General features: G+C 67.5%; 10 protein-coding genes. 4 read left to right on the top strand and 6 right to left on the bottom strand.

Annotated elements, in window-relative coordinates:
• Nucleotides 1–98 precede the first annotated feature (98 nt).
• From EZH22_RS02325 to mhpA, 4 genes are all read left to right on the top strand, one after another.
• Nucleotides 99–1,352 (top strand): MFS transporter, encoded by a 1,254-nt coding sequence (locus tag EZH22_RS02325; RefSeq protein WP_203194197.1) that lies wholly within the window; start codon nucleotides 99–101, stop codon nucleotides 1,350–1,352.
• Nucleotides 1,353–1,403: 51 nt separating this feature from the next.
• Entirely contained in the window at nucleotides 1,404–2,300 is an 897-nt protein-coding gene (locus EZH22_RS02320) for a SphA family protein (RefSeq protein WP_203194196.1), read from the top strand.
• Nucleotides 2,301–2,453: 153 nt separating this feature from the next.
• The gene (locus EZH22_RS02315) at nucleotides 2,454–3,470 is read left to right on the top strand and encodes an NADP-dependent oxidoreductase (RefSeq protein WP_203194195.1); all 1,017 of its coding nucleotides are present in this window, start codon (nucleotides 2,454–2,456) and stop codon (nucleotides 3,468–3,470) included.
• Between the two features lie 63 nt (nucleotides 3,471–3,533).
• On the top strand, nucleotides 3,534–5,162 hold the full coding sequence (gene mhpA, locus EZH22_RS02310; protein ID WP_203194194.1) for a bifunctional 3-(3-hydroxy-phenyl)propionate/3-hydroxycinnamic acid hydroxylase MhpA: 1,629 nt from the start codon (nucleotides 3,534–3,536) through the stop codon (nucleotides 5,160–5,162).
• 221 nt (nucleotides 5,163–5,383) lie between these two features.
• Here mhpA and EZH22_RS02305 read toward each other — a convergent pair whose 3' ends face one another.
• From EZH22_RS02305 to EZH22_RS02280, 6 genes are all read right to left on the bottom strand, one after another.
• Nucleotides 5,384–6,268, bottom strand: a complete 885-nt coding sequence (locus tag EZH22_RS02305) for a VOC family protein (protein WP_203194193.1) — start codon at nucleotides 6,266–6,268, stop codon at nucleotides 5,384–5,386.
• Nucleotides 6,269–6,371: 103 nt separating this feature from the next.
• A complete protein-coding gene (locus tag EZH22_RS02300; protein WP_203194192.1) occupies nucleotides 6,372–7,262 on the bottom strand; it encodes a fumarylacetoacetate hydrolase family protein in 891 nt (296 codons plus the stop codon).
• A 450-nt stretch (nucleotides 7,263–7,712) separates the two neighbouring features.
• A complete protein-coding gene (locus EZH22_RS02295) occupies nucleotides 7,713–9,365 on the bottom strand; it encodes a gamma-glutamyltransferase family protein (protein ID WP_269902904.1) in 1,653 nt (550 codons plus the stop codon).
• The gene (locus EZH22_RS02290; RefSeq protein ID WP_203194191.1) at nucleotides 9,362–10,456 is read right to left on the bottom strand and encodes a PLP-dependent cysteine synthase family protein; all 1,095 of its coding nucleotides are present in this window, start codon (nucleotides 10,454–10,456) and stop codon (nucleotides 9,362–9,364) included. Before EZH22_RS02290 ends, EZH22_RS02295 begins: the two co-directional genes overlap by 4 nt.
• Nucleotides 10,453–11,973 carry a class I adenylate-forming enzyme family protein gene (locus EZH22_RS02285; RefSeq protein WP_203194190.1) on the bottom strand — a complete coding sequence of 507 codons (1,521 nt, stop codon included), beginning with the start codon at nucleotides 11,971–11,973 and terminating at the stop codon, nucleotides 10,453–10,455. The genes EZH22_RS02290 and EZH22_RS02285 overlap by 4 nt, the downstream gene beginning before the upstream one ends.
• Nucleotides 11,970–12,752: a VOC family protein gene (locus EZH22_RS02280; protein ID WP_231711268.1), complete on the bottom strand. Its 783-nt coding sequence runs from the start codon at nucleotides 12,750–12,752 to the stop codon at nucleotides 11,970–11,972. The genes EZH22_RS02285 and EZH22_RS02280 overlap by 4 nt, the downstream gene beginning before the upstream one ends.

Below are 12,752 nucleotides of genomic sequence, written 5' to 3'. Positions count from 1 at the left end.
GGTCGGGGCGGGTGGGACGTTGGGCGCAACGCCATCGGCGTCGGCGCTCACCGCTTCATCGGGCGGCATAAAAAGACACAAATACGGGGAGGAAGACCATGGCCAAAGTGCAGCCAGGCCAGGGCTATGAGTGGAAGGCGGTCGCCCTGCTTTCCATGGGCTTTGGAATCGTCGGCATCGACCGTTTCATGATCATGCCGATGTTTCCGGCCATAATGAAAGATCTCAATCTCAACTATCAGGATCTTGGTCATATCGCCGGAAGCCTCGCCATCGCCTGGGGCATCGCCGCGCTGTTCATGGGCAACCTCGCCGATCGCATCGGCCGCCGGAAGGTCATCATCGGCTCGCTCATCGTGTTTTCGGCGCTGGCCGGCGCCAGTGGCCTTGCGAGCGGGGTTGGCGGGCTCATCGTGTTCCGGGCGCTCATGGGCTTCTCGGAGGGGGCCTTCACTCCGGCCAGCATCACCGCCACCCTGGAAGCATCCCATCCGACGCGCCATGGGCTCAATCTCGGCATCCAGCAGGCCACCTTGCCGCTGCTGGGCCTCGGCCTGACGCCCGTTCTCGTCACCCAGCTGCTGCAGATCGTCGACTGGCGCTGGATCTTCCTGCTCGTCGCCGCACCCGGCTTCCTGGTGGCGTTCCTCGCCTACCGGGTGCTGCGCGATGTGCCGCCGAAGGTCGCCGCCATCCACACCGCCACCCACGATGCCTCCGCCCACCGCTGGAGCGATGTGTTCAAGTATCGCAACGTGCCGCTGAACATGCTGGCCATGCCGTGCTGGCTCACCTGCCTCATTGTCACCAGCGCCCTGATGCCCAGTTACCTCACCGACCACATCGGGCTCGACGTCCCGTCCATGGGGTTCGTGGTATCGGGCATCGGCTTCGGCGCCGCGCTCGGCACCATCCTCATGCCGTGGCTGTCCGATCGTCTCGGCCGCAAGCCGATCATGATCGCCTCCGCCCTCGGAACCCTCGCTTTCCTGGTGCTGCTGATGAATGCCGGCGCCGAGCCGGGCTGGCTCTTCTTCGCACTGTTCGGCACCAGCTTTTTCAACTTCGCGCTCATCTGCCTCACCGTGGGGCCATTGAGCGTGGAGGCGGTGCCAGCGACCCTGATGACGACCGCATCGGGCATCGTGGTCGGCACCGGCGAGATCTTCGGCGGCGGCATCGCGCCCATCATCGCCGGCACGGTCGCGCACCACTTCGGCATCGCGTCCATTCTCTATCTGGCGGCCGGAGCGGTGTTTGCCGGCTTCCTGGTGTGCCTCGCCCTGAAGGAAACGGCGCCGCGGCTCGTCACCCGCGGGGCGCCGGAGGGCATGCCGAAACCGGCCGCCTGACTGCTCCTCAGAATCCAATCAAAACAACAAATTTCAGGGAGATCGCCATCCATGTCGAGGAGGCTTCTTGGCGCCTGCGCCACCGTCGCCGCACTGGTCGCAGCCGCGACGTCGCACGCCACAGAGAACGGGGCCATCGCCTATCCCATCGGGGTCAATACCATCATGGCGGGCGCCATGCCGGGACCGGGCGAGACCTGGTACCAGAATTACGCCGTCTATTACACCGCCGACGCCTTCACCAACAGCCAGGGGACCAGCTCGGTTCCCGGCTTCAGCGCCAATGTGGCCGTCAATGCCGGGCGCCTGTTCCACACGTGGGATGTGGACCTCGGGCCGTTCCGGCTGGCGTCGGGCATCGTCGTGCCGGTGATGAATGCGGATGTGGGCACGGTGTTCGGTTCCCAGGGCAACTTCGGATTCGGCGACATCACCCTGCAACCTGTCGATATCGGCTGGTCGAACGCCGATCGAACCTTCTTCGGCTACGCCGCGTTTGATGTTTTTGTACCCACCGGGGGACCCACCTCGAACAATTTCTACACCTTCAATCCCCACACGACCTTCACTTGGCTGCCGATGCCGACCCTCGACATTTCGGGCGCCATCGGTGTCGAGTTTCACAGTAAGAACCAAGACACCGGCTACAGCTCGGGCTCCCTGTTCTTTCTCGATTGGGGCGCCAACTGGCATGCCTTCGACAAGATCCCGGGGCTCGCCATCGGGCTGGGCGGCTATATCATCAAGCAGTTCAGCGACGATCAGCTGGACGGGGTCGTCTATCTCGACGGCTTCCGCCAGCAAGGCTTCGCGGTGGGCCCGCAGATTTCCTACGGCGGTCCCAGCGGCGCCATCGGCCTCAAATGGCAGCATGAGTTCGGCACCGGAAACCGGCCCGAAGGTGACCGCTTCTGGCTCCAATTCATGCTGCCCGTGAAGGTTCCTTAGCGCGCCGGGCATGCCGCGGCGACGGACGTCGCAAGCAAGAGCGAGCTGCACAGGAGAAATCGTGAACAAGGTCATCATTACCTGCGCCATCGCCGGCCCCATCCATGCGCCATCGATGTCGCCCCATCGGCTCGGGAGATCTGGGAGGTGCAGATGGTGAAAAACCGGCAGTGGCGGCTCATATCGTTTCCCAGCGGCCGTCCCGAAGCCTCGAACTGGGAGCTGGTGGAGACCGAGGCGCCGGAGGTGGCGCCCGGGCATCTGCTGGTCAAAGCCCTCTACCTCGATGTCGCGCCCTACATGCGCGGGCGCATTTCACCGCAACCCAACTATGCGGCCGGCGTCGGCCTCGGCGAGGTGATGGTGGGTGGGGCCGTCGGCCGGGTGCTGGAGTCGCGATCGCCGGGCTTTGCCGCCGGCGACCTGGTGGTGGCCGACTTCGCCTTCGGCTGGCAGGAATATGCCGTGCTCTCGCCGGGCGACGTCCGTCGGATCGATCCGGCGCTGGCGCCGCTGCCCTACTGGCTCGATCTGTTCGGCCTCAATGGTCTCACCGCCTATTTCGCCCTGTTCGACGCCGGCGCGATGAAGGCCGGCGACACCGTGCTCATCTCCGCCGCCGCCGGATCGGTGGGGCAGATCGCCGGGCAACTGGCGAAGCTCGCCGGATGCCGCGCCGTGGCGGTGACGAGTTCCGCCGAGAAGGCCGCGTGGTGCCGGGAGGCGGGCTATGATGCGGTGATCGACTATCGCGCCGCCGCCGATCTGCCCGCCGCCGTGGCCGAGGCCTGCCCGCAGGGCGTGGACCTCTTCCTCGACAACACCGCCGGTCCCATCCACGACGCCGCCATGCAGAATCTGGCGCTCGATGCGCGGGTGGTGGTGGTCGGGACCGCCAGCCTCGCCGATACCTTCGGCGCGCCGGACACGGGGCCACGCTTCCTGCGGCAGATCCTGGTGGCGCGCGCCACCGTGTGCGGCTTCCTGTTCTCCGATTACGCCGCCCGGCACGAAGCCGGTCGGGCGCGGCTGCGACGCTGGTACGAGGCCGGCCGCATCCACTCCAAATTCGATATCGCCGAAGGCATCGCAAGCATGCCGGATGCTTTCCTGCGGCTGCTGACCAGCCGGAACCTCGGCAAGCAGCTCGTGCGGCTGGAAGGCGACTGACGGGGCGCCTGCGCGCCACATGGTGAACGCCACACCCATCAAGGAACAGGAGAGGAAACGAACATGACGGAATTGGAAACGGCGGATGTCGCCATCGTCGGGTACGGGCCGACAGGGCAACTCCTGGCGCTGTTGCTGGCGCGCCAGGGGCATCGGGTGTTGGTGTGCGACCGCTGGCCCAATCTCTACCCTCTGCCACGCGCCGTGCATTTCGACGACGAGGTCGGCCGCATCCTCCAGAGCGCCGGCGTGATGGCCGACGTCAACCGCATCATCCACCGTCCCAACGACTATGAATGGCGGAACGCCGACCACCAGTTGCTGTTGAAATTCGACTGGAGCGGCCATGGCCTGAGCGGTTGGCCCGCCGCCAACTTCTTCGCCCAGCCGGAGCTCGAGCAGGTGCTGGACCGCCATGTGAAGGCCCAGCCCTCTGTGGTCGTGAGGCAGGGCTGGTCGGCCACCGGCCTGTCGCAGGACGGGGAAGGCGTGCTGGTCGACCTGGAGCAGGGCGTCGTGCGCGACGGGCAATGGGTGGCCAGCGGTGCGCGCAGCCGCGTGCGGGCGCGCTACCTCGTCGGGGCGGACGGCGCCAATTCGTTCGTGCGCCGCTGGCTGGGCATCGAGATGGAGGACCTCGGCTTCGCCTTCAACTGGCTGGTGGTGGATGCGCTTCCCCAGACGCAGCGGCTGTGGGAGCCGGAATGCTGGCAATTGTGCGATCCGCGCCGGCCCACCACCGTGGTCCCAGGCGGACCGGGCCGTCGGCGCTGGGAATTCATGCTGCTGCCCGGTGAGGAGCCGTGGGAGATGAATCGCGCCGAGGTCGCCTGGCGGCTCCTCGCGCCCTGGGACATCACCCCGGAGAACGCGGTGCTGGAGCGCCACGCAGTCTATACGTTCCGTGGCCAGTGGGCCAGGTCCTGGAACGCCGGCAACGTGATGCTCGCCGGAGACGCCGCCCATCTGATGCCGCCGTTCGCCGGCCAGGGCATGTGCAGCGGCATGCGCGATGCGCTGGGGCTGGCCTGGCGGCTCGACCTCATCCTGCGCGGCGCAGGCGGCGAAGGGCTCCTGGAGAGCTACGGGCCCGAACGTGGCGGCCACGTTCAGGAATTGATCCGTTTCTCCGTTCAACTCGGCAAGGTCATCTGCATCTCCGACCCCATGGAGGCGCAAGCGCGCGACCGGGAGATGACGGCTGGATGCGCCGATCCCGAATACCGCGCGCCGCCGCCGCCCAAGCCCCAGCTGGGCCTTGGCGTCTGGGATGCGGAGGCCCCGGGTGCCGGCCTGCTGGTCCCCCAGGGGGTGGTGAAGTTGGGCGGCCGCAGCGGTTTGTTCGACGATGTGGTGGGCTCGGGCTTCGTCCTGCTGGCGAAGGACGCCGGCGTGCTGGTCCAGCTCTCGGCGGAAAACCGCGCGGCCCTCGCAGCCAGGGGCGGCGTCATCGCCCATTTCGGAGCGGATTCCGACCTCCGGGATGTGGAAGGGGTCTATGGCCGCTATTTCGACGAGCTGGGCTGCGTGGCGGTGCTCATGCGGCCGGACTATTATTCCTATGGCGGGGCGGCGACACTCTCGGCCCTGAACCCGCTTCTTGACGGCTGGCGCGCGCGCCTCGACACCCCGGCGATGATCGGCACCGGGCCGCTTCATGACATGAGCCACGCCGGCATGCCCCCGCACTGACCCCGATCTTCGGCGATCCACCGTGCCGAGAGGGCTCCGCCAGCAATGCGGGGCCCTTTTCTATGGCGCCTCGGTATCGCCGGCGAGCGGCCCGGACGGAGTTGCGGACCGCCAACGAAAACGGGCGCCACCGGGGCGCCCGCTGCGGACCATCAAAGGACGAACATGCGATGCTGAGAGCGCGATCTGATCCGGTCGGATCAATCTGATCGGCGTTTGCTCTAGCCACGCGCCAGATCGAAGGCGAACTCCGTGTGCCAGGCCGAGAGATTGGACAGGGACCAGACCTTCGGCTTCTGAGGCTGATCCTCGTGGAAGGCGCGGGGTTCGAAAATGCCGAGCTCGGGAACATAGACGTCCATGTCCGAATAGAGCTCGATGAGGGAGCCTTCCGGCGCGCGATGGTAAGAGGCGATGTTGTGTCCCGCGGTATGGCGCGACGGGCCCCACAGCAGCGGAATCTTCTCCATGGTCAAGCGGTCGGCGGCATCGAAATGGTGGCGTGCGTCCACCAGTTGGAAGGCCACGTGATGCAGCCCGTTGAACGGCGCGTCGAGCACGTTGAACACGTGGTGGTCGCGATTGCAGGTAAGGAAGGTGGCGCGGTCGTCGAACCAGTCGGTCGTCCAGCAGCCGAGGCCCTCGTGGAGGAACTCCACCAGGCGCTTGGCCTCCGTGGACAGAAGGGCCACGTGGCCGAGCCGGCTCGGGGAGAAGCCCACATTGTCGGTGCGCGGACCCACTTCCGCCATGTGCTCGTAGAGCTCGAAGACCGGCGCGCCGGGGAAAGTGGCGGCGAGAAGGCGGGGCATGCCCGGCCGGCTGTCGCTGCGGGTGTCCACCGCAATCCCCATGTCGGAGAGGCGTTTGGCGACCTCATCGAGGGTGACCGGCGGGCGCAGCTGAAGGCCGACCGCACCGAGCCCGGGCTGCTGCGACGGCTTGATCACCAGGCAATGGTGATCGTTGCCGACGCTGAGGTGGGCGGTACCGTCCGACGAGGTCTCGGTCAGCTCGGCACCCATGACGCCGTTGTAGTAACCGAGGCTCTCCGGGACCGCTTTGACGCCGATCTCGAGATATCCGAGCTTCATGACGAGTGGCATGCTTTCCTCCTTGGTATCTGTTTTATCTTGACCCGCGTGGCGGCGGATGCGCCGCCCCGACCGACGGCGCGTCGGCGAACGACGGAAACGAAGGCGGGGTGCCTCAGGCGGCGTTGGACGCACGCCGCGCCGCCGGGGCGGCCTCCGGCACCATGCGGCATTCGATGGCACCCAGCTCGGCGATCTCGCACCGCACTCGATCGCCGCTCTTGAGCACCTGCTGCGGCTGCATGGCCCAGCCCACGCCGCCTGGCGTACCGGTGAAGAGCAGGTCGCCGGGCTCCAGGGTCATGGCCTCGCTCAAATGCGCGATCTGCTGCCACACATCGAACACCAGGTGCCGGGTGTTGGAGTCCTGCCGCAGCTCACCGTTCACGAGGCAGCGGATGTCGAGGCGATGAGGATCGCCGATCTCGTCGGCCGTGGTGATCCAGGGGCCGATGGGGCCATGGCCGTCGAACGACTTGCCCAGCACCCACTGGGGCGTCTGGATCTGCCAGTCGCGCACGGAAACGTCGTTGCCCACGCAATAGCCGAACACGTGCTGCGGCGCCGCCGCGGCGGCAATATGGCGACCCGGCCGGCCGATCACCGCGACCAGCTCCACCTCATAGTCCACCTTGTCGGAAGCAAGGGGAATCTGCACGTCGTCATAGGGACCGTTCACGGTGTTGGGCAGCTTGGCGAACCAGAGCTGGTGCTCCGGCGTCGGCAGTCCACTCTCGGCGACATGGTCGGCATAGTTGAGGCCGATGGCCAGGATCTTGCGCGGGTGCGGCACGGGCGCGAGGAGGCGCGCTTCGGACAGGTCGAGGTGGGTCTCGCCGGCAGCATCGAGCCGCCGCACCTCTGCCTCGAGGGCATCCCAGCCGGCGATCAGCGCCATCATGTCCGGCGCCAGCTGCGGCGCCGCGCGGGTGAGCGAGAGGAGCCTGTCGCCTCTTACGAGGCCGATTTCCGCCGTCTGGCCGGTGGTGAACGTTGCCAGTTTCATGCGTCTCTCCCTGCCCATATTGATCCGGGTAATCGCTCGGCCGCGCGCGCGGCGTGCGCCGCGGGGCATGCCTCACGATTGCTCCAGTAGGACATAAAATTGATTTTTTCAAGATAGATAAATTTTTTAGGTTGAGGATCTCCGTTGCCGCCAGGTCGCTCACAGCCTGTGAGCACAGCGGATGTCCCGATCCGGCAGGGCAACCCTCGACCAGCTGATGGCCTTCGCGATCATGGAGGACCATGCGCGGCAGGAGCCGCCGCCGCCGGAGGGTCTTCGTCCCCTGAGTATTCGTTTCAACCTGCTCGTAGTCACGGGGGCGGATCGAACGGGTGTTGGATGCCTCCGCCCGCCGCAACCCCAACCCTTTCACAACACATGGTCTGCCCGGATTCCCAGGGCGGGAGTCCGGCCCCCCATTCTGGCGAAATGGATGCGCTCCTGGCTGCGTCAGCCCACCACGGCCTGACCGTCGCGGCGCGGGTCGCTCGCGGCGGCGTAGCCTTCCAGCGACGGATCGCCCATGCGCCAGATGAACTGGCCGGCGCCGAAGTCCATGTAGCTGTCGGTCAGCGGCGCCACGTCGTGCCCGAGGGCGGACAGGCCATCGACGAGGGACGGGTCGGCGCCAGCCTCCACATTGATGGTCAGGCCCTGCTCGAAGCGCCAGCGCGGGGCATCGCATGCGGCCTGCGGATTCTGGCCGAAGTCCAGCATGCGCACGAGGGTCTGCACATGCCCCTGCGGCTGCATGTTGCCGCCCATCACGCCAAAGCTCATGACGGGCGCACCGTCGCGGGTGAGGAAGCCGGGAATGATGGTGTGGAATGGCCGCTTGCCGGGCGCCACGCCATTGGGCGCTTGCGCGTCGAGGCTGAAGCCGAAGCCCCGGTTCTGCAGGGAGATGCCATAATCCGGCAGCACCACGCCGGAGCCGAAGCCCATGTAATTGCTCTGGATGAAGCTCACCATCATGCCCGAGGCGTCCGCGGCCGTGAGGTAGATGGTGCCGCCCTTCACCGGATTTCCGGGCGCGAAGGGGGTGGCGCGGGCGGGGTCGATCAGTCTGGCACGGGTGGCAAGATAGCCATCGTCCAGCATGTCGGCGGGCGAAAGCTCCATGGCCGCAGGGTCCGCCACATAGCGATACACGTCGGCGAAGGCGAGTTTCATGGCCTCGATCTGGAGGTGCTGCGCCGCGACGCTGTCGGCGCCGAGGCCGGCAAGGTCGAAGTGCGAGAGTATGCCCAGCGCGATGAGCGCGGCGATGCCCTGCCCGTTGGGCGGGATCTCGTGGACGGTGGAGCCGCGATAGTCCTTCGCCACCGGCTCGACCCATTGCGCACTGTAGCCGGCGAGGTCCGAAACCGTCAGCGCGCCGCCATGGGCGCGGGCGTGCGCGTCCAGCGCCTGCGCGATCTCGCCCTCGTAGAAGGCGCGGCCCTTGGTCTCCGCGATAAGACGCAAGGCGCGCGCGGCGGCTGCGAGGCGGAAATGCTCGCCCACATGGGGCGCGCGCCCCTTTGGCAGGAACGTCTCGGCAAAGCCCGGCTGACGCGCGAGCTGGGGCAGGTTCGCAGCGGCGGTCCATTTGTGCTGCACGTTGGTGGAGACGAGATAGCCGCGCTCCGCCACTTCGATGGCGGGTTCCAGCAGGTCGGCGAACGGCAGGCGGCCGAACCGCTCCGAGAGCGCCACCCAGCTCGCCACCGCGCCGGGAATGGTCACGCTGTCCCAGCCGCGCATGGGGGGCGTGCGGGCATCGGCGCCGTACTTCGCGCGGAAATAATCGGCCGTCCAGGCCCGCGGGGCACAGCCGGAGGCATTGAGGCCATGCAGTTGCCCGCCGTCCCACAGGATGCAGAAGGCGTCCGATCCGAGGCCGTTGGAGCAGGGCTCCACAATGGTCATGGCAGCGGCGGCGGCGACGGCGGCATCCACCGCATTGCCGCCCTTCCAGAGCATCTTCAGGCCTGCCTGCGCCGCAAGGGGATGGGAGGTCGACACCACATTGTTGCCGAACACCGGCAGGCGGCGGGAGGGATAGCCGATGTCCCAGTCGAAGGCGGACGGCATGATCTGTGCCCCGATCCGGCGGCTCATGGGCGCGATCCAAAGACCGCGTCGAGCCGCGCACTGTGTTGAGAAAGGTCGAAGCCCTGCGTGGCGAGCCACGCGTCGTCATAGAGCGTGGAGCGGTAGCGTTCTCCGGAATCGCAGAGCAGCGTGACGATGGAGCCATCCTGCCCGCGCGCCGTCATCTCGCCGATGAGGGCGAGGCAGGCGATGATGTTTGTGCCGGTGGACCCGCCGCAGGACCGTCCGATGAGGGCGCTCACCTTGCGCGCGGCGGCGATGCTGGCGGCGTCGGGCACCACCACCGTCCGGTCCACCAGGTCGGGGATGAAGGACGGTTCCACCTGCGTGCGGCCGATGCCCTCGATCACGCTCGTGCAGGCCGCCACCTGCCGCACCGAGCGGTCGGCGTGATGGCGGTGGAACACCGACGCCACGGGGTCCGCGAGGCAGATGCGGGTGGCAAACTTGCGGTAGCGCACGAACCGGCCGAGGGTCGCCGCCGTGCCGCCGGTTCCGGCGCCGCAGACGATCCAGCGCGGCACCGGATGGGGCTCGCGCGCCATCTGGTCGAAGATGGATTCTGCGATGTTGTTGTTGCCGCGCCAGTCGGTTGCCCGCTCGGCGAAGGTGAACTGGTCCATGTAATGACCGCCCAGCGTGGCGGCGAGCCGGCGCGCCTCGCCGGACGTGTCCCAGCCATCGATGAGATGGGGCTCGCCGCCCTCGAAGGCGATGGCGGCCACCTTTTCGGGCGACGTGCTGCGGGGCATCACTGCAATGAAACGAAGGCCCAGCAGGCGCGCGAAATAGGCTTCCGAGATGGCCGTGGAGCCCGAGGATGACTCGATGATGGTGGTGCTCGGACCGATCCATCCGTTGCACAGCGCATAGAGGAAGAGCGAGCGGGCCAGACGGTGCTTCAAGCTGCCCGTGGGATGGCTCGATTCATCCTTCAGATAAAGCGTGATGCCGGGGGCGCCCGGCAGGGGCAGGCGGATGAGATGGGTGTCGGCCGAGCGGTTGATATCCGCCTCTATGCGCCGCACCGCCTCATCCACCCAGGCGCGGTCCTCAATGGCCTTCGGGCGGGCCTCCATGGTCGGCAGGGCGTTCATGATGCGGTCACCGGCTTGAATTCGGCCTCTGCACGCTGGCGCAGGGCGGCGCGATCGATCTTGTTGGTGGAGGCCAGCAGCATCTGGTCCAGGAACCACACCCGGCGCGGATGCTGGTAGGCCGGGGCGTTGGCCAGCACATAGCTCTTGAGCGCCGCCTCATCGAGGCTTGCTCCCGGCCGGCGCACCACGAAGGCCACCGGCTTCTGTCCCTTGATCTCGTCCGCCACCGGCACCACGCAGGCCTGAAGCACATCCGGATGGCTCTCCAGCACCGTCTCCACCTCGCCGGGGAAGATGTTCTCGCCGCCGCTCACGAACATGTCGTCGGCGCGGCCGACGAAGAAATGGAAGCCGTCCGCGTCCCGCCGGAAAACGTCGCCGGTGCTGTAATAGCCGTCGGGCGTGATGGGGGAGCTTACGTCGGGCCGGTTGTGATAGCCGAGCATGATGGCGGGGCTCTTCATTTCCAGCACGCCGGTGTCCGGCGTCTCGCCGTGCACCAGCCGCACCGCCACCTGCGGGTGCGGATAGCCGACCGAGCCCATGGGGGCCGGGCGCCCATCGGGATGGCCGCCGAACACGATGGGGCCGCCCTCCGTGGTGCCGTAGGCGTTGATGATGCGCGCGTTGGGCAGCAGCGTGCGGATCTGCCCGGCGAGGGACTCGTTCACCGGCGCCGAGCCCATGCGCACCATGCGCACCCCGGACAAGTCGGCCCGCGCCAGTGTCTCCTTCTCCCGCAGCATCATGGCGATCATTGGCGGAACGGCGGTCAGGAAGGTGCAGCCATGGGTGCTGATGGCCTCGATATAAGGCACTGCCCTGAACTGCGGCAGCATGACCGCCGTCGCCCCGCTGGCACAGACGAGGATGGCGAGGGCCAGCGCATTCATGTGGTAGAGCGGCGCGGCGATGAGAACGCGCTCGCCGGAGAGGTCGGTCTCCTCCATGCGGGTCTTCGCCACCCAGAGGTGCGAGTCATGGGAGAGGAGCACGCCTTTCGGCCGCCCCGTGGAGCCGGACGTGTAGAGGCTGAGGGCGGTCTCTCCTGGCTCCGGCGTCCGCGGCACGAACGGGCCGGGATCGAGCCAGGCAGCCAGGCTTGCCTCGCCCTCGCCGTCGAACGAAACCCGAGCCACGCCCGGCGCCCGGCCGGCCAGGGCCGCGAGGCGCTCCGCGTCATGCAGCACGAGCCGCGCGCCGCAATCCTCGATCACCTGCGCGATGGTGGTGGCGGGGAACTTGAAATTGACCGGTACGGGCACGATGCCCGCGCGCATGGCGCCCATGAACACGGCCACATACTCCGGCCGGTTGGCGGCGAGGATGGCGATGCGTTCGCCGCGCCGGATGCCGCGCTTCAGCAGGCCGCGCGCGAAGGCGTCAGCCAAGGCGTCGAACGCGCCACGGCTCATCACGCGGGCGGAACCGTCGAATTCGAGGCCGATGATGAGGGGGCGCTCGGCCGCCCCTGTCCGGCTGACGAAATCGCCGAGATTGCGGGGAATGCTCATCGTCTGCTCCGACAGATCAAGTTGACATTCAGGCGGGGGATGGAGAGGCGCCCCTCCGCAGGACCCTGCTGGTCCCAGGTGGCTTCGGCGTGAGCGCCGGCGCGCCGCGCAATCTCGTCGAGGTCCGAGAACAGGAGCCGCGCCGTGGCGAAGCGCGCCGCAGACCCCGGCGCAACGTGGATCTCCGCCGCGGTGAGCGGTACCCGCCAGTCCGCACCGTTGCGCTCCGCGGGCGCGCCGAAGGCGCGGGCGAACAGCGCGGCCTGCGCCTCGGGCTCCGGGCTCTCGATCCGGAACAGATCGATGCCGCAGAAGCCATTGGGATGGAGCAGCCATTCCGGCCGCCACACCAGGTCCGGTGTCAGGTGCTGGCAGAAATAGACCCGCCCGCCGGGGAAGGTGCCAGGGGGAAGCCGCACGGTGCGGAAGCGTGCTTCCTCCTGTCGCCCGTCGAGGGCGACGGGGCGGGAGAAGGCCACCGGCCCCTGCGGCGCGAAGCCTGCCGTGGCGAGGGCTGCGGCGGTTGCGTCCGCGTCCCCGGTCTTCAGCACGAGGCCGTTGAGGCCGGTCGGGCTGTCCAGAACTTCCTGCCGCTGGAGCCCGGTTTCGGGCACGCCCACCAGTTCCAGATAGGCGCCTTCGGTCATCATCAGATGGTTGATGGAGCCGAGCGAATGGTGGCCTCGCGGCGTGAGCAGGAAGCCCAGCGCCGCGAAGAGGTCCGCGGCCGCGTCCATCTCCGTGAGGGTGTTGATCACCACATGGTCAAGTTCGGCCAC

This window comes from Xanthobacter dioxanivorans, from assembly GCF_016807805.1.
GTDB classification, from domain to species: domain Bacteria; phylum Pseudomonadota; class Alphaproteobacteria; order Rhizobiales; family Xanthobacteraceae; genus Xanthobacter; species Xanthobacter dioxanivorans.
This window is presented reverse-complemented; position numbering and strand designations above follow the sequence as displayed.